This window comes from Streptomyces sp. NPDC090741 (assembly GCF_044769045.1).
Classification (GTDB): Bacteria; Actinomycetota; Actinomycetes; order Streptomycetales; family Streptomycetaceae; genus Streptomyces.
This window is the reverse complement of the sequence record NZ_JBIVXF010000002.1, coordinates 548,878-567,490: the sequence shown is the minus strand read 5'-3', so window position 1 is coordinate 567,490 and position 18,613 is coordinate 548,878. Positions and strand designations below refer to the sequence as shown.

Annotated in this window: 20 protein-coding genes; 8 read left to right on the top strand and 12 right to left on the bottom strand. The window is 72.1% G+C overall.

All coding sequences use genetic code 11. The features are described 5' to 3' along the window. Positions 1-50 precede the first annotated feature (50 nt). Together ACIQU4_RS07730 and ACIQU4_RS07725 are read right to left on the bottom strand one after the other, a co-directional pair. Entirely contained in the window at positions 51-1,268 is a 1,218-nt protein-coding gene (locus ACIQU4_RS07730; protein ID WP_403727125.1) for a cytochrome P450, read from the bottom strand. Continuing rightward, a complete protein-coding gene (locus tag ACIQU4_RS07725) occupies positions 1,265-1,981 on the bottom strand; it encodes a tRNA-dependent cyclodipeptide synthase (protein ID WP_403727123.1) in 717 nt (238 codons plus the stop codon). Before ACIQU4_RS07725 ends, ACIQU4_RS07730 begins: the two co-directional genes overlap by 4 nt. Before the next feature lie 242 nt (positions 1,982-2,223). On the opposite strand from ACIQU4_RS07725, the gene ACIQU4_RS07720 reads away from it, so the two are divergent. After that, on the top strand, positions 2,224-3,243 hold the full coding sequence (locus ACIQU4_RS07720; RefSeq protein ID WP_403727121.1) for a glutathione S-transferase family protein: 1,020 nt from the start codon (positions 2,224-2,226) through the stop codon (positions 3,241-3,243). A 73-nt stretch (positions 3,244-3,316) separates the two neighbouring features. Here ACIQU4_RS07720 and ACIQU4_RS07715 read toward each other — a convergent pair whose 3' ends face one another. Continuing rightward, positions 3,317-3,547 (bottom strand): hypothetical protein, encoded by a 231-nt coding sequence (locus ACIQU4_RS07715; protein ID WP_403727119.1) that lies wholly within the window; start codon positions 3,545-3,547, stop codon positions 3,317-3,319. Between the two features lie 85 nt (positions 3,548-3,632). Beyond that, complete coding sequence (locus ACIQU4_RS07710; protein ID WP_403727117.1) at positions 3,633-4,109, bottom strand: DUF6328 family protein; 477 nt, start codon at positions 4,107-4,109, stop codon at positions 3,633-3,635. A 435-nt stretch (positions 4,110-4,544) separates the two neighbouring features. On the opposite strand from ACIQU4_RS07710, the gene ACIQU4_RS07705 reads away from it, so the two are divergent. From ACIQU4_RS07705 to ACIQU4_RS07690, 4 genes are all read left to right on the top strand, one after another. Continuing rightward, on the top strand, positions 4,545-5,108 hold the full coding sequence (locus tag ACIQU4_RS07705) for a type 1 glutamine amidotransferase domain-containing protein (RefSeq protein WP_403727115.1): 564 nt from the start codon (positions 4,545-4,547) through the stop codon (positions 5,106-5,108). Between the two features lie 61 nt (positions 5,109-5,169). Continuing rightward, positions 5,170-5,712, top strand: coding sequence for a hypothetical protein (locus ACIQU4_RS07700; RefSeq protein WP_403727114.1), 543 nt, complete (start codon positions 5,170-5,172; stop codon positions 5,710-5,712). A gap of 1 nt (position 5,713) precedes the next feature. Then, positions 5,714-6,205 carry a hypothetical protein gene (locus ACIQU4_RS07695; RefSeq protein ID WP_403727113.1) on the top strand — a complete coding sequence of 164 codons (492 nt, stop codon included), beginning with the start codon at positions 5,714-5,716 and terminating at the stop codon, positions 6,203-6,205. Between the two features lie 29 nt (positions 6,206-6,234). Further along, on the top strand, positions 6,235-7,236 hold the full coding sequence (locus ACIQU4_RS07690) for a cation diffusion facilitator family transporter (RefSeq protein WP_403727111.1): 1,002 nt from the start codon (positions 6,235-6,237) through the stop codon (positions 7,234-7,236). A gap of 96 nt (positions 7,237-7,332) precedes the next feature. Here the strand turns inward: ACIQU4_RS07690 and ACIQU4_RS07685 are convergent, their stop codons facing one another. After that, positions 7,333-7,608 (bottom strand): isoamylase early set domain-containing protein, encoded by a 276-nt coding sequence (locus tag ACIQU4_RS07685; RefSeq protein WP_030153846.1) that lies wholly within the window; start codon positions 7,606-7,608, stop codon positions 7,333-7,335. 296 nt (positions 7,609-7,904) lie between these two features. Between ACIQU4_RS07685 and katG the strand changes: the two genes are divergently transcribed. Then, positions 7,905-10,094 (top strand): catalase/peroxidase HPI, encoded by a 2,190-nt coding sequence (gene katG, locus ACIQU4_RS07680; RefSeq protein ID WP_403727109.1) that lies wholly within the window; start codon positions 7,905-7,907, stop codon positions 10,092-10,094. Positions 10,095-10,175: 81 nt separating this feature from the next. Here the strand turns inward: katG and ACIQU4_RS07675 are convergent, their stop codons facing one another. The 7 genes from ACIQU4_RS07675 to ACIQU4_RS07645 all read right to left on the bottom strand — a co-directional run bounded on the left by ACIQU4_RS07675 (position 10,176) and on the right by ACIQU4_RS07645 (position 16,467). Continuing rightward, positions 10,176-10,616, bottom strand: a complete 441-nt coding sequence (locus ACIQU4_RS07675) for a carotenoid oxygenase family protein (RefSeq protein WP_403727107.1) — start codon at positions 10,614-10,616, stop codon at positions 10,176-10,178. Positions 10,617-10,717: 101 nt separating this feature from the next. Then, complete coding sequence (locus ACIQU4_RS07670) at positions 10,718-11,773, bottom strand: pyridoxal-phosphate dependent enzyme (RefSeq protein ID WP_403727105.1); 1,056 nt, start codon at positions 11,771-11,773, stop codon at positions 10,718-10,720. After that, positions 11,694-12,704 carry a GHMP kinase gene (locus ACIQU4_RS07665; protein ID WP_403727103.1) on the bottom strand — a complete coding sequence of 337 codons (1,011 nt, stop codon included), beginning with the start codon at positions 12,702-12,704 and terminating at the stop codon, positions 11,694-11,696. The genes ACIQU4_RS07670 and ACIQU4_RS07665 overlap by 80 nt, the downstream gene beginning before the upstream one ends. Continuing rightward, positions 12,701-13,522 carry a Rossmann-like domain-containing protein gene (locus ACIQU4_RS07660; protein ID WP_403727724.1) on the bottom strand — a complete coding sequence of 274 codons (822 nt, stop codon included), beginning with the start codon at positions 13,520-13,522 and terminating at the stop codon, positions 12,701-12,703. The genes ACIQU4_RS07665 and ACIQU4_RS07660 overlap by 4 nt, the downstream gene beginning before the upstream one ends. Before the next feature lie 95 nt (positions 13,523-13,617). Continuing rightward, a complete protein-coding gene (locus tag ACIQU4_RS07655) occupies positions 13,618-14,415 on the bottom strand; it encodes an ABC transporter ATP-binding protein (RefSeq protein ID WP_403727101.1) in 798 nt (265 codons plus the stop codon). Continuing rightward, entirely contained in the window at positions 14,412-15,455 is a 1,044-nt protein-coding gene (locus ACIQU4_RS07650; protein ID WP_403727099.1) for a FecCD family ABC transporter permease, read from the bottom strand. Before ACIQU4_RS07650 ends, ACIQU4_RS07655 begins: the two co-directional genes overlap by 4 nt. After that, the gene (locus tag ACIQU4_RS07645) at positions 15,445-16,467 is read right to left on the bottom strand and encodes an ABC transporter substrate-binding protein (protein WP_403727097.1); all 1,023 of its coding nucleotides are present in this window, start codon (positions 16,465-16,467) and stop codon (positions 15,445-15,447) included. Before ACIQU4_RS07645 ends, ACIQU4_RS07650 begins: the two co-directional genes overlap by 11 nt. A 153-nt stretch (positions 16,468-16,620) precedes the next feature. On the opposite strand from ACIQU4_RS07645, the gene ACIQU4_RS07640 reads away from it, so the two are divergent. Beyond that, positions 16,621-17,904 (top strand): MFS transporter, encoded by a 1,284-nt coding sequence (locus ACIQU4_RS07640; RefSeq protein WP_403727095.1) that lies wholly within the window; start codon positions 16,621-16,623, stop codon positions 17,902-17,904. A 111-nt stretch (positions 17,905-18,015) separates the two neighbouring features. After that, the gene (locus tag ACIQU4_RS07635; RefSeq protein ID WP_403727093.1) at positions 18,016-18,567 is read left to right on the top strand and encodes a GNAT family N-acetyltransferase; all 552 of its coding nucleotides are present in this window, start codon (positions 18,016-18,018) and stop codon (positions 18,565-18,567) included. The last annotated feature ends 46 nt before the right edge of the window (positions 18,568-18,613 follow it).

Sequence of the window (18,613 nt, the reverse complement as noted above, 5' to 3'; positions counted from 1 at the left end):
CCGGCCCTCGGCGCCGTACGTTCAGTTCACCCGCACGCTCACGCGCAGGCTCACCAGAGCACGGGCAGCCGCTCCGGGATCCGCTTCATGAACCCCGTGCGCCAGACGAGTTGCTCGATCGGCACGGCGAGGTCCAGGCCGGGCAGCCGTTCGAGGAGCACCTCGATGGCGATCTGCGCGTGCCGCTTGCCCAGGGCGGTGGCCGGGCAGTAGTGGCCGCCGCCGCCGAACGACAGGTGCGCGTTCGGGTTCGGCCGGTCGAGGCGTACGGTGTGCGGGTCCTCGAACTCGGCGGGGTCGTGGTTCGCGGCCTCGACCAGGACGAGGACCAGTTCCCCCTTCTGCACGGTGACATCGCCGAGCCGCATGGTCTCGGTGGCGATGCGGGGCAGGCCGTCGGCGATCGACAGGTTGATGCGCAGCAACTCGTCCACGGCGGCGGGCACGAGCGCCGGGTCGGCGATCAACTCGGCCTTGAGTTCGGGGTGCTGGATCAGCGAGACGAGTGCCATGGTGAGGAATCCCATGACGCTGATGACACCCGCGCCGAACATCGTGACGCCGACGGTGGCGAGCATCTCGTCCGTCAGGTGCGCGTAGTCGGGGTCGTTGCGCAGGGCAGCGAGTTCGGCCATGAGGCCCGTCGTCGCCGGGTCGTCGAGCCGGTCGATCATGTGGCCCATGTCGCGGTCCCAGTTGATGCCCGCCGCGGGGATGGTACGGGGGCTGTTCATGAACGCGATGTGCAGCGACCGGTAGAGGTCGGGGCCGTCGCTCTGCGGGATGCCGAGGATGTGGCAGTGCAGCCCGGTGGAGTACGGGACGGTGAAGTCGCGGCGCAGATCGGCCGGCACCCCGGTGGTGACGAGCTGGTCGACGAGTGCGTGCGCGTGGCCGGTCAGCCACTCCTCCAGCCCGGGGGCCTTCGGGTTGAGGGCCTTCATCACGGCCTTGCGCAGCCCGGCGCCCGTGATGTTCCCCATGTTGTTGACCACCTCCGGGGGGATGGTCAGCGCGTACTGGCGGGGCGCCCCCTCGGCGGAGGTCTCCTTGAGGGAGAACCGGGGGTCGTCGAGCACCTGCCTGCACAGGTGATAGGAGGACACCAGCCACGCTTCCGCCCCGGCTATGGTGCGGACCTTCTTGACCGGCTCGTCGGTGAGGAGGTGTGCGATCTCGTCGGGCAGTCGCGTGCCGTCGGCGTCGAACGGGAACCGGGTGAGCGCGTCGGCCGCGGCCGCCGTGGTGGGTTCGATCGTGCTGGTCATGCGCGGCGGTCCTGTCCTTCGGGTTCTTCGGCGGGGGTGATGACGGCGTGGCCCTGATTGCGCGAGGCGCGCAGACCCCAGCCCCGTGCGTACAGCAACTCGGCCAACGGCAGTGCCTGGTGGTAGCAGTTGAGCGAGGAGGAGACCCCGAGGATGGCCGGGGTGTCGAGGAACAGCGGCACTTCGGCGCACACGTACTTGATGCACACCTCGCGCTGGAGTTCGGTGGGCGGTTGGCCGGCCAGCTTGTCGGCGAGGAACCGGGCCGCGAGTTGGTCGCACACCTCGCGGAACTCGGGGTCGTCGGCCATGAGGGTGTCGAGGCCGGAGCGGATGCGCTGGTAGGCGGGGAGCTCCAGGAGCGCGGACATCGGACGGCCGCGCAGCCGCTCTCCTTCCGGGTCGAGCGTGGCGACGGCGGCGGTGACCTTGGCCCGTACGCCGCGGAGGTTCTTCACCGCCTTGCGCTGCGCTTCGACCTCGGGGTAGCCGAGGGCCACGAACATCTCGGCCACGTGCATGTCCGTCCAGATGAGGTCGACTTCCCGGAAGTTGTCGAGTCCCCACCGGGCGAGTTCGAGCACGCGGTCGTGGGTGAAGTAGGAGTTGCCGGACGAGATGCCGATGACGGCGTGGTCGCCCTCGTCGTGGATGACCTGGCAGTGAGGAGTGTAGGGACGGACGGCGAAGATGCCTTGTATGGCAGTCGTCAACGTGAGTAATTCCCCTGCGCCGCGAGTCCCGGCAGGGCCGAGTGCCCTGGGTGTGGCGGCGCGATCAAGACGCTAGCCGAGAACAGGCACGATTATCCAGAGCTACCGACCGGTTACTCTACGGATTTATGCCGCACAAGCTGTGTGATCACACAATCTACCCCGTCGGCAGATCCCCCAGGACACCCGCCGGAGCACCCCCGCCGACGTTCGCCGCAGCGCTTCGCGGGTAGGCGACCCACATGAATTATGTGACGCGCGGCAAGGAGTACTCGCGCGACGACCGGTACCTCACCACGCGGATCACCGCCGACGGACGCGACGGGTATCCCGTGGAGCCCGGCCGCTACCGGCTGGTGGTCAGCCGTGCCTGCCCCTGGGCGAGCCGGGCGGTGATCGTACGGCGCCTCCTCGGCCTGGAGGAGGCGCTGCCCATGGCCATCGCCGGGCCCACGCACGACGAGCGCAGCTGGCGCTTCGACCTCGATCCGGGCGGCCGCGACCCGGTACTCGGAATCGAGCGCCTGCGGGAGGCGTACCTCGCCCGCGACCCCGGCTACGCCCGGGGCATCACGGTCCCGGCGATCGTGGACGTACCGACGGGCCAGGTCGTGACCAACGACTTCCCGCAGGTGACGATCGACATGTCGCTGGAGTGGAAGCCGTACCACCGCGGCGGGGCACCGGCGCTCTACCCGCCCGCCCTGCGCCAGGAGATCGACGCCGTGAACGAGGTGGTCTACCAGGACGTGAACAACGGCGTCTACCGGGCCGGGTTCGCCGGGTCGCAGGAGTCCTACGCCGCCGCGTACGAGCGTCTGTTCCGGCGGCTCGACCTGCTCTCCGCGAGGCTGGAGGGCGCCCGCTACCTCGTCGGGGAAACGATCACGGAGGCGGACGTCCGGCTGTTCACCACGCTCGTGCGGTTCGACGCCGTTTACCACGGCCACTTCAAGTGCAATCGGCAGAAGCTGTCCGAGATGCCGGTGCTCTGGGCGTACGCCCGGGACCTGTTCCAAACTCCCGGATTCGGCGACACGGTCGACTTCGACCACATCAAGAGCCACTACTTCCTGGTGCACGACGACATCAACCCGACCGGGATCGTGCCGCTCGGCCCGGACCTGTCGGGCTGGCTCGCCCCGCACGGCCGCGCGGCGCTGGGCGGAAGGCCGCTCGGCGACGGCACACCCCCCGGCCCCGCCCCGGCGCCGGAGACCGTTCCGCCCGCCCACACCCCACTAGCGGCCGCCACCTCCTGACTGAGGCTCGCGCCCCGGCTGGAGCCGGTCGGCCGGACGTCCGTGAGTGACTGGCGGGCCCTCTTCCCGGGGGTCAGCCGTCGGCCTTCCCGCTCTCCCCGTGGGGGATCTCGCGTACCGGACCGGGGCCCTTCTTGGGGACCTCCCCCGGCCTGTCGAGACGACTCGCCTCGTCGGTGTCCGCCGCCCGGACAGTGTGCTCGTCCTTGCCGGGCCCGGTCCGTTCGACGTGGGGGGCGCGACGGCGTTGCTCGTCGTCGTGACCGTGCAGGGGAGCGCCTCCGGCGCCGCCTTGGTCTTCCATGACGTGTCACTCCTCGAAAGCGTCGTACGACCCCCGCGGTGCGCCTGCCCGCCCGCCGACGCCGGAAACCTGCCCGCTCCGTCCCTCACCCGCTCCTGGTCTTGCTGCGCAGGAGCATGCTCGGCATCACCAGCCAGCAGATCGCGAACCAGCCCGTGACACAGGCCGTCACCGGCCAGGCGATCCAGTGCGAGGTGGCGACCCGCAGCAGGAGCAGCACCGAGAGGGTCACGGTCAGTGCGAGGAGCACGATGCCGACGGAGACCAGATGGCCCGCCGCCCGGACCAGCTGCGGCTTGAGGTGGTGTCCGGCCAGGAGTTGGTGGTAGGCGACCGGGGCGATCATGGTCCCGGTCGCCAGGGCGCCCAGTGCCACCGTGACGACGTACAGGCCCCGGTCGAAGGGGCCCAGCTGGGCGAAGCGGGGGGTGAAGGCGACGCTGAGCAGGAAGCCGAAGAGGATCTGGGCCCCGGTCTGGGCGACGCGCACCTCTTGGAGCGTCTCGTTCCAGCGGCGATCGGCCCGCTCCGCCGGGGTCTCGTCCCGATCATCGTCTGGCATGCGCGCGGGCCTCCTCCGCGTGGGGACACGGCCCGGAACGGATACCCGCGACCGGGTGGGTCATTCTCGGCGGCTCTCCGTCCGCGTTCGCCCCTCCGGCTGCCGCAGGACGGTCCGTTTCCCGACCCTAGCCCGACGCCGGGTGACGGCGCGGCGGTGGCGGGGCCGTTCGGCCTCCGGCCGCCCCCCGGAGCAACCGAATGGCCGCACACCGGCCCGGGCGCATCGGCCCTGGCAACGGCACGCAACCGTGACGGCGAGCCCGCGCGACGCTGATTGAGACGCTCCCGTGCGGGCAGGCGCCCCGGTACGAGACGGGCCCGGTTCGCCCGTGCCGCACCCGAACCGGCACCGGCACCGGCACCGGCACCGGCCGTACCCCGGCGAAGAGCCCGCGGTGCCGGAACGATCCGATACCGAACGAAGGGGTACGAGATGCGTATCGCATTCCTCACGGCGCCCGAGGGCGTCGAGGAGATCGAACTGACCCGGCCCTGGCAGGCCGCGCTCGACGCCGGATGGAATCCGCGGCTGGTGTCGACCGGGCCCGACCGCGTCCGCGCGTTCCGGCACTTCGACAAGGGGGACACCTTCGCCGTCGACCACGTCCTGGCGGGTGACACCTCGGATGCCTTCGACGCGCTCGTGCTGCCCGGCGGCGTCGCCAACCCCGACGCCCTGCGCATGAACGAGATGGCCGTCGGCTTCACCCGCGACTTCTTCGAGGCGGGCAAACCCGTCGCCGCGATCTGTCACGCCCCTTGGACGCTGGTGGAGGCGGACGTCGTACGCGGCCGGACCCTCACCTCCTGGCCCAGCCTCGCAACCGACATCCGCAACGCGGGCGGCACTTGGGTGGACGAGAAGGTGCACGTCTGCCGTGCGGAGCCCGCCACGCTGATCACGAGCCGCAAGCCGGACGACCTGGAGGCGTTCTGCGGCGCGTTCGTCCAGGAGTTCGCCGCGTCCGGCGCACGAGCCGGCTCCGGTCGCGGCTGACCCACGCGCCGGCAGGCACCCGCACACCAACATCGACGAGCCCCCGGGACGGAGGCCCACCATGTCAACAGGAACTCTGATCGCCATCATCGTGCCCGTGGCGGTCGTACTGATCGCGCTCGCCGCAGGACTGTGGACGATGTCGCGACGGCGCCACTTGCGGGACCGGTTCGGACCGGAGTACGAGCGCACCGTCGAGCAGGAGGGCGGCCGACTTGCCGCCGACCGGGAGCTGCACGCCCGCGAGGAGCGCCATGCCTACCTCGCCATCAAGGAGCTTCCGGAGGATCGCCGCCAGGCGTACGCGCAGGACTGGAGCGACGTACAGCAGCACTTCGTGGACCGCCCCGAAGGGTCCGTGACACAGGCAGACGAGCTGGTGTCCCGGCTGATGAAGGAACGGGGCTACCCCACCGAGGGGTACGACGAGAATCTCCGCGACCTCTCGGTGGCCCACGCGGGCACCCTCCAGCACTATCGCGCGGCGCACACGGTCAAGGTGCGCAGCACGGACGGACAGGCGACGACGGAAGAGCTCCGCGGGGCGATGGTGCACTACCGCGCCCTGTTCGACGAGCTGCTGAGCGACCGAGGAGGTCGATGACATGCGCGACAACGGCGAGTCCGAAGACCGCGCCGAGGGCGAGGAGCGCCCGGGCGGCAGCGGTCTGAGCACGCAGGACCTGGCCGACCCCGGCGGGCAGACAGGAGCGGCGGGGGCGGCGGTCTACCCCGGCGAGGCCACTCCGGAGACCGCGGCGGAGCAGGACGACGCCCGCGGCAACCAGGCGGAGGCGGGCACGCCAGACGCTCCCGACGAGGCCGAGGACCAGCCCCTGCTCGACGGCAAGGACACCGAGGAGTACCGGACGGCATGGCGCGAGATCCAGGGTCGTTTCGTGGACGACCCGCAGGACGCGGTCCGCTCCGCGGACACCCTGGTCGCGGAGGTGATGCAGACGCTCGCCCGTTCGTTCGCGGACCACAAGCAGTCGCTGGTCGGCCAGTGGGGCCGCGGCGAGGAGGTGCCCACCGAGGAGCTGCGGCTGGCTCTGCAGCGGTACCGCTCGTTCTTCAATCGGCTGCTGAAGACCTGAGGGCGGCCGCGACCGGACAGGCCGACGTCGTGGGTGACACCCGTACGCACTCCGCGCGGAAGCGGAAGAGGGACAGCGAGACCCGCTTCACCGTCTGGGTGGCCCTCGCGGCCAATCTGGTCATCTGCGTCGCCAAGGCCGTCGGCGGAGTCATCGCCGGCTCTCCCGCGCTGCTGTCCGAGGCCGCCCACTCGGTGGCCGACAGCATGAACGAGGTCTTCCTGCTGGCCTCGGTCAAGCGCAGCCGGCGGCCGGCCGACCGGCGCCACCCCTTCGGCTACGGCAAGGAGCGCTTCTTCTGGTCCCTGCTGGCCGCCGTCGGCATCTTCGTCACCGGAGGCTGCTTCTCGGTGTTCCTGGGCATCGAGGCGTTCCGCTCGGGCGGTTCCGAGTCCCACGAGGGATATCTGATCGGCTTCGCCGTGCTCCTCGTGGCGCTGCTCGCCGAGGGGGCCTCGCTGGCCCGAGCCGTCCGCCAGGTCCGAGGCGCGGCCGCGGCGGCCGGCCACAGCCTGCGCGAGGAGATCCGGGTGGGCCGGGACCCGACGCTGCGGACCGTCCTCGCGGAGGACAGCACCGCCTGCGTCGGCGTCCTGCTGGCCATGGCGGGGATGGGCCTCCACATGGCGACCGGGCAGGTGGCGTACGAGGCGTCCGCCTCCATCCTGATCGGCGTCCTGCTGGTCTACGTGGCGTACACGCTCGGCAAGGGCGCCCGGGCCCAGTTGATCGGCGAGGCGGCCGATCCCGAGGTGCAGCGCGGGGTACGGGAGCTGCTGCTGAAGCAGCCTGAGATCGACTCGGTCACCGCCCTGCTGACCATGCGGCTGAGTCCTGATTCGGCGCTGCTGGCCGCGAGCGTCGACCTGACGCCCGGGTACGACAGCGAGACCGTCGAGGACGCGATGGTCCGCATCAAGGAGGAGCTGAAGACGCGCTGGCCCGAGCTGGACCAGGTGTTCCTCGACGTCACGGACGCCGCGGCGGCCCGCCGCACGGCCGCCCGGGACCAGGGCGCGGCGGGGGCCTGACACCCCCGGCGGTGCGCAGGCCCGTACGCCCCCGGACCCGAGGTGGTGCCCGCCCTGGCCGTGAGGGCAGGGCGGGCACCACGCCCGGGGGCGGGATCAGGTCTGCAGTCGGCAGTTGGGGCCGTCCTGGCCGTCGGCGCCCTCGTCGTTGAACCAGTAGTCCCCCGCCGCGAGGTAGCGGAAGGAGTGGGTGACCTTCGCCGGCAGCGCCACCGTCACCGCGCGCGTCCCGTCGGGGCGGGATTCGAGGACGTGGGATCCGGGCTGCCAGCCGTTGAACGTTCCCACCACGCTGACCGGTCCGGGCGGGTCCCCGTCGGGCAGCACGAAGGTGACCTCGGTGGCGTTCTTGCGACGCTGTCTCTCGAGCACGAACAACTCCTTCTCACTGTCGGGAGGGGGCCATCCTGACGGCCCGGCCCGTCCCCGACCCGCGACCCGCCGCAAGGCCGGACACGTCACCCGTCCGGGCCGATCTCGTTCATCCGAAAAACCGCCTTTTCTCGAATTCCTCAGCGGCCGGAAGAGTTCTGCGTGTTCTCGTAGCGGTGCGGTCTGCGGTGCGCGACCATACGGACGCCCAGCAGTCAGCAGCAGAAGCAGAAGCAGCAGCAGCAGCAGCAGCAGCAGAAGAAGAAGAAGACACCGAGACAGGAAGAAGGGCGGACGTGTCCGGCAGCGAAAGCGAGAACCCAGCAATTCCCTCCCCGACCCCCGCACCGACTCGACCCAGGACGAACCGGGACTGGTGGCCGAATCAGCTGGACCTTCAAGTCCTCCACCAGAATTCGCCCCTGTCCGATCCGATGGGCAAGGACTTCGACTACGCGAAGGAGTTCGCGACCCTCGATGTCGACGCGCTGAAACGGGACGTCTTCGAGGTGATGACGGAGTCCCAGGAGTGGTGGCCCGCCGACTACGGCCACTACGGGCCGCTGTTCATCCGGATGAGCTGGCATGCCGCGGGTACGTACCGCATCGCCGACGGCCGGGGTGGCGGCGGCGCCGGCTCGCAGCGCTTCGCCCCCCTCAACAGCTGGCCGGACAACGCGAGCCTGGACAAGGCACGCCGTTTGCTCTGGCCGGTCAAACAGAAGTACGGACCGAAGATCTCCTGGGCCGACCTTCTGATTTTCGCCGGAAACTGCGCCATCGAATCCATGGGGCTCAAGACGTTCGGATTCGGCTTCGGGCGTAAGGACACCTGGGAACCCGAGGAAATCTTCTGGGGTCCCGAGGACACCTGGCTCGGCGACGAGCGCTACAGCGGCGACCGGGACCTCTCCGGTCCCTTGGGCGCCGTGCAGATGGGATTGATCTACGTCAATCCGGAGGGGCCCAACGGCAATCCGGATCCGGTGGCCGCCGCCCGGGACGTTCGCGAGACGTTCGCCCGCATGGCGATGGATGACGAGGAGACGCTCGCGCTCATCATCGGCGGCCATACGTTCGGAAAGTGCCACGGCGCCGCCGATCCCGCCTACATCGGTCCGGAGCCCGAAGCGGCCCCCATCGAGCAGCAGGGCATCGGCTGGAAGAACGCGTCCGGCACCGGCGTCGGCGTCGACGCGCTCACGAGCGGGCTCGAAGGCGCTTGGACCACCGCGCCGACGAAGTGGGACAACGGGTACCTGGACAACCTGTTCGGATACGACTGGGAGCTGACGACCAGCCCCGCCGGCGCCAACCAGTGGACTCCCACAGACCCGGCCGCCCAGGGCACGGTGCCCGACGCCCACGACCCGTCGAAGCGGCACGCCCCGATGATGCTGACGACGGATCTCGCGCTGAAGGTCGATCCGGTCTACGCGCCGATCGCGAAGCGCTTCCACGAGAACCCGGACCAGCTCGCGGTGGCGTTCGCCAAGGCCTGGTACAAGCTGCTGCACCGCGACATGGGACCCCTCCCGCGCTACCTCGGCCCGTGGGTCGCCGAGCCGCAGCTGTGGCAGGACCCCGTCCCCCAGGTCGATCACCCGCTGGTCTCGGACGCGGACGTCACCGCCCTCAAGGCCAAGATCCTCGCCTCGGGGCGGTCCGTCCCCCAACTGGTCACCACCGCTTGGGCGTCGGCGGCCAGCTTCCGCGGCACCGACAAGCGGGGCGGGGCCAACGGGGCCCGGATCCGGCTCGCGCCGCAACGGGACTGGGAGAGCAACGCCCTGCCCGAGGTGGGCGAGGTGGTGGGGACCCTCGAAGAGATCCAGCAGGACTTCAACGCGTCGGCGAAGGGCGGAACGAAGGTCTCGCTCGCCGACCTGATCGTCCTGGGCGGATGCGCGGCGGTCGAGCAGGCCGCGAAGAACGCCGGGTACGACATCACGGTCCCGTTCGCGCCGGGGCGTACGGACGCCTCGCAGGAGCAGACCGACGTGGAGTCGTTCGCGGTGCTCGAACCCAGGGCCGACGGGTTCCGCAACTACCTCCGGGAGGGGGAGAAGCTCGCGCCGGAGACCCTCCTGCTGGACCGCGCCAACCTGTTGAATCTCACCGCTCCCGAGATGACGGTCCTGATCGGCGGCATGCGCGCCCTGAACACAGGCTTCGGCCGGTCCGCGCACGGTGTCTTCACCGACCGGCCGGAGACGTTGACCAACGACTTCTTCGTCAACCTGCTCGACATGGGTACGGAGTGGAAGGCGTCGGCCGCGGCCGAGAACGTGTTCGAGGGGCACGATCGGGCCACGGGCGAGGTCAAGTGGACGGCCACCGCCGTCGACCTCGTCTTCGGTTCGCACTCGCAGCTGCGGGCCCTGTCGGAGGTCTACGCGTCCCAGGGCGCGGGAGAGAAGTTCGTACGTGACTTCGTGTCCGCGTGGGACAAGGTGATGAACCTCGACCGGTTCGACATCCGCTGACCGCGCGCCGGGGCCGGGGATCCAGCCCCGGCCCGAGGGCCCGGTCGGCCGCCCCGGCCCGACCGGGCCGACCGGGCCGTCTCAGCGCAGCGCCACGGGGAAGACCACCCGCGGGCTCTCCAGCGAGGGCGAGACCCAGCAGGGAAGGCCCGCCTCGCACAGGGCGAGGACGGTGCCGGCGTGCCGGATCACGTGCGTGTTGGCCGGCGTCGCGGTGAGGTCGACGCTGAAGTCGGGGCGGATGAACGTCTGCCCCTCCAGCTCCCGCGTGCGGATCCAGCGGTTGCGGTGCCACCGTGCGCGTCCGTTGCCGAGCCGGATGCCCTGGAGCATGCCGGGGCCGGTGAACCGGTGCCCCTTGCCCTGTCCGGGCACCGGGTTGGGGCCGTTGCGCAGGTAGCGGCCGTCCAGATCGGGCGGCAGGGTGCCCCGTACGGTGAGATCGGTGGCGGTGTGCTGCTCGGGGACCGGGGCGAAGCGGCCCCTCAGGTACGGGGGAAGGAGTGTCGTCTCGTCGGGCATTTCGCTGTCCCTTGTTGAGCCCCCCGCGGATCCCTCAAGGACTGGACGCAGGAGGAACGCCGAAGTTCGAACGCGCACATATGACGCTCGCCACATACCGGTCAACCGCGAGCGGTTGGGCCCACCGCCGCGGCCGCCGCCGGGGCCCGGTTCCAGCCCATCCGGCACCACGGGAGGGCCAGCTGCCCCTGGTCGGTGACCTCCCGCGGAGCGAGGTCACCGATCGCGGCCGCCTCCCGGTGGCGGGCGTAGACGGTGTCGACGTACCGGTGCCCGGTGTCGGCGGCGATGAAGAGGACCGTCCGCTCGGGGGCACGCTCGCGTTCGTGGCGGGCGGCGAGATAGCCGGCGCCGGTGGAGAGCCCCGCGAAGACCGCGTGCCGGCGCAGCAGGTCGACGCTGCCGGCCAGCGCCGCGTCGAACGAGATCCAGTGCAGGGTGTCGTACAGCTCGTGCGAGACGTTCCCGAACGGGATGGAGCTGCCGATCCCGGCGATGATGATCTCGGGGTCCAGGACGTGCTCGGCGCCGAAGGTGAGGCTGCCGTACGGCTGGACCCCGACGAGTTCCACGTCGGCCGGGGCGGCCGCGGCCGCGCCGCGCAGGTAGCGGGCGAGGGCTCCGGTGGAGGCCCCCGAGCCGACCCCGCCGACGAGGGTGAGCCCGGCGGTCTCGCCGGTCCGACCGCCCGCCGCCGCCTTCCGGATCCGGTCGGCGATCGCGCGGTAGCCGAGGTAGTGGACGTCGTCGTGGTACTGCCGCATCCAGTGGTACTCGGGGTGCTCGGCGAGGATCTCGTGGATCCGCTCCACCCGTCGCTTCTGGTCGAGCTTGAGGTCGCTGCACGGCTCCATCTGCTCCAGCGTCGCCCCCAGTACGGCGAGCTGGGTGCGCAGCGTGTGGTCCACCGTCGTCGAACCGACGATGTGGCAGCGCATGCCGTACCGGTGACAGGCCAGCGCGAGGGCGTACGCGTAGATGCCGCTGGAGCTGTCCAGCAGGGTGTCCCCGCGGCGCACCGCCCCGGTGTCCAGCAGATGGCGCACCGCGGCGAGCGCGGAGACCACCTTCATGGTCTCAAAGCGCAGGCAGAGGAGCCGGTCGTCGAGCCGTACCAGGTCCGGCCGGCCGATCGCCTCGGCGATGTGCTGGTCCATGCGGGAGCTCCTCGCTGGTGGTGGTGTCGAAAGTCGTGAAGGTCCGGGTGGCGGGGATGCCGTGGGCGTCGAGGGCCCGCAGGCAGCCGCGCACGCGGTGCCGCAGGCCGGGCGCGGCCGCGTCGAACAGCACGCCCGCCACCGCGCCGCTGTGCGCGATCTGTACGCCGACCGCCCCGACCCGCCGCGAGATACCGGTCAACGCTTCGAACTCGGGGTGGCGCAGGGCCTGTTGGCCGCGCCGGGCGCTTGCGGTGGCGACCTCGCCGAGGAGCGCGGCGTCCGAGGTGGCCACCGCCCGTCGCAGCAGCGTACGCAGCCGCTCGAAGGCCCGTACGTCGCCGTCGGCGGGCTCCCGCACGGGCAGGGACAGGGTGTCCACGGGCGCGCCCGCCCCGAGGGCGCAGCCCACGACGACCAGCGGGGGCAGCGCCGGGCCGAGGGCCTCCAGCACCCGGCCCTCCCGCTGGGCGAACAGCACCGGCCGGCCGTCCAACATCAGGGGATCGCAGGCCAGTTCCGCCCGCACGGCCAGCCGGGCGACCGATTCGGGGGCCGGCCGCAGTCCGTACGAATCCGCGACGGCCCGTATGGTGGCGATCACGTCGCTGGTAGAGCTGCCCATGCCCAGGCCCACCGGTATGTCGCTCGTGAGCCTCAACTCCCCGCCACAGGGCGGCTGTCCGGTCCGCCGCGCGCACTCCGCCACCGCGAGGGCCGCGGCCCGTACCGCCTTCGTACGGTCGGCGGGTACGGCGGTGAGCGCCGCGGGCTCGGTACCGGGCCTGCGGACGAACTCGGCGCGGCTGCCCGGGCCGGGCATGGGGAGGGTGACCAGACCGGCGCACCGCCGGCCGTCGGTGTCGAGGAACACGCCCTGGAGGATCTCGCCGTGGTGGCAGGGGGCGTGTCCGGTGCCGGTGCGGATCACGCGAAGCTCACCGTCCGGTAGCGGTACAGGACCGTCTCCTCGGCGCTGAACTGGGAGAACGGGAAGGGCTCCGCGGACAGGGCGCTCACGCCGGAGCCGAGGAAGGCGCGGGCGACGGCGCTGCCGGTCTGCGCGTAGACGATCAGCGGGATGCCCCGGGCGCGGCAGCGCTCCAGGATGGTGTCGAACGAGCCGTTGCTCAGCGTCATTCCGGTGGCGACGACGGCCTCGGCGCGCTCCAGCACCGCGTGCATGTCGTCGGTGACGGGGTCGCCCCACTGGGTGACCTTGAGGTTGAAGTCGCAGGGCAGCGGTTCGCCGCCGCGTTCGCGGATCGCCGCGACGAGTGGGTTGACGACGCCGATGAGGCCCACGAGGGCCCCTTCCTCGATGTCGAGCAGGCCGGCTATGGCCGTGTCGCGGGCCTTCGCGCGCATCTCGGGGGTACCGGTGGGGAGCGCGACGGGCTCGGCGTCGCCCGCCGCCGCGGCCACCCGGTGCGGTCGGGCCTCGGACAGGTACGCGTCGAGGGCGGCGATCCGCAGCGGGCGCGGGGCCTCGCGCAGCAGGCGGTCGAGCGGAGTGCCGCAGGAGTCGCGGCAGATCGCCGGGGCGATCTCGCCCGCCTCGAAGGCGCAGCCGCCGAAGGAGCCGCCGAGGCGGACCAGGACGTACTGGTTGAGGTACGTGGTGTCGCCGCCGGCCAGTCGGGTGCCGTGGTGGATCCAGAACACGCTGGTGGCGACGAGTGCGGAGGGGAGCGGGCCGTGTTCGCCGGCCAGGACGGCCTCGATGAGCCCGTCCACGGAGGACGGCACGAGGGCGGGGGCGGGGGCCGGGGCGGGGGCCGGGGTGGGGGCCGGGGTGGGGGCGGGGCTGGGGACGGGGCTTGCGTGGTGCACAAGTCTCCTTTTCACAGGGTGGGTTGCGGCGATCGAAGCGGAGTGCCGAGCGGCCCGCGATAGGTGACCGAGGGGTGGCCGAGCGGGTCCGTCGTGAGTTCGGCGTCGACCTCGAACACCTCGGCGAGGCGCTCGGCGGTGAGAACGGCGGCGGGGGTGCCGGAGGCCATCAGACGGCCGTGGTGCAGGAGCAGCAGCCGGTCGCAGTACCGGGCGGCGAGCGACAGGTCGTGCAGCGCGACCAGGACCGTCTGCTCGCTCCCGGCCAGCAGCTCCATCAGGTCCAACTGGTGTTTGACGTCGAGGTGGTTGGTGGGCTCGTCGAGCAGGAGCCCGTACGGCTGCTGGGCCAGCGCGCGGGCGAGGTGGGCGCGCTGGCGCTCACCGCCCGACAGCGCCTTCCAGGACCGGCCGGCGAGCGCGGTGAGTCCGACCCGCTCCAGCGCATCGGCGACCACCGCCCGGTCGGCGGCCTCCGGTCCGCGCCAGCGGTCCCGCAACGGGGTCCGCCCCAGGCCCACGACGTCGGCGACCCGCAGGTCACTGTCGGCGCCCGGATCCTGTGCGACGAAGGCGACGTGGCGGGCGATCCGCCGCGCGCTCCAGTCCCGTACGGACTCGCCGTCGTAGCGGACCGTACCCGTGTCGGGAGCCCGCAGGCCGGCCAGGCAGCGCAGCAGCGAGGACTTGCCCGAGCCGTTGGGGCCGAGCAGGGCGACCGTCTCGCCGGGCGCGATGTCCGCGGCGACCTCCCGTACGACCTGCGAACCCGCCACCGACCAGCTCACGTTCTCGGCGGTGATCCTCACAGCTCACCCCGCTTGCGCAGCACGAGGAGGAAGAGCGGTACGCCGAGCAGAGCGGTGATCACGCCGACGGGTACCTCGCGGGGTGCGAAGGCGATCCTCGCGAGCGCGTCCGTCCACACCAGGAACACCGCGCCCGCGAGCGCCGCGTACGGCAGCAGCACCCGGTGCAGCGGCCCCACGAGGAACCGCACCCCGTGGGGGACGAGCAGCCCGACGAAGCCGATGGCGCCGACGGTGGCCACCGCGACCGCGGTCAGCGCGGCGGTGACCACGAGCAGCACCATCCGCGTGTTCCGTACGCCGATCCCCAGGGACGCGGCGGTGTCGGTGCCGAACGCGAGCCCGTCGAGGGCGTTCGAGTACAGCCACGCCGCCAGCAGCCCCAGCGGGGTGACGATCGCGCAGACCGCGACGGTGTTCCAGCGGGCCGGCGCCATCGAGCCGAGCAGCCAGTGGGTGACGGCCCGCGTGGTGTCCGCGTCCGCCGAGGCCATCAGGACCAGCGAGGTCAGCGCGGTGAAGAGCTGGCCGATCACCACGCCGGTGAGGACGATTCGGGCGGAATCCAGGCCGGTGCGCCGCAGGAGGAGCAGGAGCAGGCCGAAGGCGAGCAGCGCACCGGCGAGCGCGCCGCCGGTGACTCCGAGCGTGCTCGCACCGATTCCGAGGACGAGGACGGTGACGGCTCCCGTCGACGCACCGGAGGAGACGCCGAGCAGGTAGGGGTCGGCGAGGGCGTTGCGGGTCAGCGCCTGGAGCACCGTGCCGCACACGGCGAGCGAGGCGCCGACGAGGGCGGCCATCAGCACCCGCGGCAGCCGCAGGTCCCAGACGAGCGAGTCGACGAGCGGCGCCAACGGCCGTACGTCCAGGCCGAGACGGGCGCCGAGGACGCGGGCGAGGCCGGCCCAGCCGATGTCGGCGGCGCCGATGCGCACGGCCGCCGCCACCGAGCCCGCCAGCGCGCCCGCGGCGAGGAGCAGGCGGAGCGCACGGGCCGTCCCGGCAGGACCCCTCCGGGTGGCCGGGTCAACGGACATACCCGAGGTCCTTCATGCCGTTCGCCAGGAGCCCGAGGGCGTGTACGGAGCGTACGGACGGGTCCAGCTCGATGCCCGGCACCTCCAGGATCTTGTCTTCGCGGACCGCGGCCAGCTTCGAGACCACCGGGTGCCGGGCCATCTCGGCGCGCTTCTCGGCGGCGCTGTCGCCGGGCCGCCCTCGCTCGGACAGATCGCCGATCACGATGAAGTCCGGTTCGCGTTCGGCGACTTCCTCCCAGGTGACCTCCGGCCAGTCCTCGTCGACGTCGTCGAAGGCGTTCTTCGCGCCGGCGATCCGGCTCATCTCACTGGGCAGGCCCGTCCTGCCCGCGACGTACGGCATTCCGTTGAAGACGGAGTAGAGATAGACGACGGTCGGCCGGTCCGCGCCCTGGGGGGCCTTCGCCGCGTTCTCCCCCGCCTTGGCGACCGCCGCGCGCTGGTCGGCGGCGAGCCGGTCGGCCCGCTCCCGGGCGCCGAAGAGCGTGCCCAGGTTCTCGTAGTCGGAGAAGAGCAGATCGAAGGGGGAGGCGCCGGCCGGGTTCTGCCGGGGGCAGTCCACGGCGCTGACGAAGGTGGGGACCTTGAGGGCGGCCAGCTCCTCGCGGGTGCCGGCGCGGTCCTTGGTGTAGAGGTCCGCGGAACCTGCGATGACGAAGTCGGGTGCGGCGGAGCGCAGTTGCTCACCGGTGGCGATCTTCGGGGCGATGACCGGGACCTTGGCGTACGCGGCCTCGTACGGTGCGGGGATCTTCGTCTTGAGGTTGGCGGTCCCCGCCATCCGGTCCTGAAGCCCGAGTTCGAGCAGGATCTCGGTCGAGGTCTGGTCCAGGGCGACGGTCCGCTGCGGCGGCGCGGCGAAGGACACCTGACGCCCGCAGCTGGTGACGGAGACCGCTTCGGCGGCGGGCTCGCCGTCCGCCCGGGAACCTCCGCCGGCTGCCGTGGAGCAGCCCGCGGTGGCGAGGGCGAGGGTCAGGGCTATCCCGAGGCGGGCGGGGTGGCGCATGGATTCTCCGGTCTGGGAGGAAGGGCATGGGTGTGGTCGTGCACCGGGCAGGAGTGCCACGTTCGAAGAGTACTGTAATGGTATTCATTTTCATTAACGACATCCGGGGCCGGTCCGCCGAGCCCTCCCCCGTCCCCGAAGGAGCCCCCACACGTGGCGACCACACCCACGCCGACCGCAGCCAAGACCGGCGCCCCGCCCCCGCGTTCGGTCCTCCGCGACCCCGTGTTCCTGCGCCTGTGGGCGGGCACCACCGCCTCCGGGCTCGCGACCTGGGCGCTGCCGTTCGTCCTCGGGCTCGCCGTGCTCCACCGCGATCTCGGCGCCGCCGGCCTCGGCCTGGTCCTCGCCGCCCGCACCGCCGGCTTCCTCGCCGCCGTCGCCGTCGGCGGCGTACTGGCCGACCGGCACTCCCGCCGCGCGGTCGTGCTCTGGTCCGCCCTCGCGGCGGCGGTCGCCGCACCCCTGCTCGCCGCCGGTCTCGGCCGCTCGCTCGTGCTGATGACGGCGGCCGCCGCCCTCGCCGGGGCCGGACAGGGCGCCTGCCGCCCGGCGTTCCAGGCGCTCACCGCCGAGACCGTCGAGCCCGGGCGCCGCCAGCAGGCCAACGCCGCCATGACCATGGCGATCCGCGGCTCCACGCTCGCCGGACCCGCCCTGACCGCCCTGCTCGCCGCCTTCCTCGACGTACCGGCGCTGCTGCTGGGCATCGGCCTGCTCTGGCTGGTCGCCGCGCTGGTACCCGGCCAGGGCCGTGGCGCCACGGCCTCCGCGCCCGCCGCCGAGGAGTCGGCCGCGGAGCCCGGCCCGCGCGCCGACTTCCGTACGGAGTTCCTGGAGGGCATACGCGAGGCGCGCCGCCACCCGTGGTTCCTCGCCGGACTCGCCGCCCTCGTCGCCGTCATCGCCCTCGGCTACTCCGCCACCAGCGTCGCGCTGCCGCTGATCAGCCGGGACCGCTACGGCACCGAGTGGGTGCTGGCCGCGGCCATGACCGCGTACACCGTGGGCGCGCTCGGCGGGGCCCTGGCCATCTCCCGGTGGCGGCCGCGCTCCCCGGGCTGGGCGGCCTTCGCCGGGCTGGCGGCGTACGGCCTCGCCCCGCTGAGCCTGATGCTGCCGGTCCACCCGGTGGTGGTCGTCGCCGCGTACGCCGTCGCCGGGATCGGCATCGAGCTGTTCAACGTGCCGTGGTTCACGGCCACCCAGCGCGAGGTCGCCCCGGACAAACTGGCCCGCGTCTCCTCGCTGGACTTCCTGGTGTCGTACGGCCTGGCACCCGTCGGGCTCGCTCTGATCGCCCCCGCCATCGACGCCTTCGGGGTGACGGCGGTACTCGGTGCATGCGCCGCCGCATGCTTCCTCGTACCGGCAGCGGCGGCGCTGGTGCCCACCGCGCGCCACTTCGGCCGCCCGGGCACGGCGACGACGGACTGATCGACCCCGCGCACGGCGGGCCCCGGCTCGGCCCTCGCCCGGCCGGGGCCCGCGTCGATCCCGCGTCTGGCCGGGGCCCGCGTCGATCCCGCGTCTGGCAAGCTGCGGTGCATGACAGCCCTGCAACCAGTCGATTTCGCGCAGATCACCCGCCCGCGGGAGCTGCCCGCCGAACTCCGAGAGCAGCTCGTCGACTGCTGGGTACGGGTCATCAACGCCGGGGGCGCCGTCATCCCCCGGGGGCTCCCCATGCCGCCGGTGACCGCCGGCCAGGCCGACCCGGCCCTGGGCCTGCTCGTCGGCGCGCTCGAACCGCGCCGAGCCCGGATGCTGATCGCCACGGTCGGCGGGAAGCTCGCGGGGTGGCTCGTTGTGCGCCGTGACCCCCATCCGCTCGTCGCGCACTGCGGCGCCGTCAACCACGTCATGACCCACCCCGACTTCCGCGGCAGTGGCATCGGTACGGCGCTGATGCACCGGGTCCGCGAACTCGCCCGGCAGGAGATGGGGCTGGAGCAGCTGCACATCGCCGTCCGGGCCGGGCTGGGGCTCGAGGAGTTCTACGGCCGTCTGGGCTGGTGCGAGATCGGGCGCTGGCCCGGCGGTCTGCGGGTCGCGCCCGGCGACGACCGCGACGAGATCCTCATGCACCTGGCACTCTGACGGCGCCGTCGCATTTCGGCCAACTCCCGCCAGCACGCGTCCAAAC

Excerpts from the sequence above, each read along its gene's own strand:
- ACIQU4_RS07695 (WP_403727113.1), top strand. The coding sequence starts at position 5,714 with ATGCGCGACAACGGCGAGTCCGAAGACCGCGCCGAGGGCGAGGAGCGC.
- ACIQU4_RS07650 (WP_403727099.1), bottom strand. The coding sequence starts at position 15,455 with ATGTCCGTTGACCCGGCCACCCGGAGGGGTCCTGCCGGGACGGCCCGT.
- ACIQU4_RS07645 (WP_403727097.1), bottom strand. The coding sequence starts at position 16,467 with ATGCGCCACCCCGCCCGCCTCGGGATAGCCCTGACCCTCGCCCTCGCC.
- ACIQU4_RS07710 (WP_403727117.1), bottom strand. The coding sequence starts at position 4,109 with ATGCCAGACGATGATCGGGACGAGACCCCGGCGGAGCGGGCCGATCGC.
- ACIQU4_RS07720 (WP_403727121.1), top strand. The coding sequence starts at position 2,224 with ATGAATTATGTGACGCGCGGCAAGGAGTACTCGCGCGACGACCGGTAC.
- ACIQU4_RS07635 (WP_403727093.1), top strand. The coding sequence starts at position 18,016 with ATGACAGCCCTGCAACCAGTCGATTTCGCGCAGATCACCCGCCCGCGG.
- ACIQU4_RS07705 (WP_403727115.1), top strand. The coding sequence starts at position 4,545 with ATGCGTATCGCATTCCTCACGGCGCCCGAGGGCGTCGAGGAGATCGAA.
- ACIQU4_RS07730 (WP_403727125.1), bottom strand. The coding sequence starts at position 1,268 with ATGACCAGCACGATCGAACCCACCACGGCGGCCGCGGCCGACGCGCTC.
- ACIQU4_RS07700 (WP_403727114.1), top strand. The coding sequence starts at position 5,170 with ATGTCAACAGGAACTCTGATCGCCATCATCGTGCCCGTGGCGGTCGTA.
- ACIQU4_RS07675 (WP_403727107.1), bottom strand. The coding sequence starts at position 10,616 with ATGCCCGACGAGACGACACTCCTTCCCCCGTACCTGAGGGGCCGCTTC.
- ACIQU4_RS07715 (WP_403727119.1), bottom strand. The coding sequence starts at position 3,547 with ATGGAAGACCAAGGCGGCGCCGGAGGCGCTCCCCTGCACGGTCACGAC.
- ACIQU4_RS07670 (WP_403727105.1), bottom strand. The coding sequence starts at position 11,773 with ATGGACCAGCACATCGCCGAGGCGATCGGCCGGCCGGACCTGGTACGG.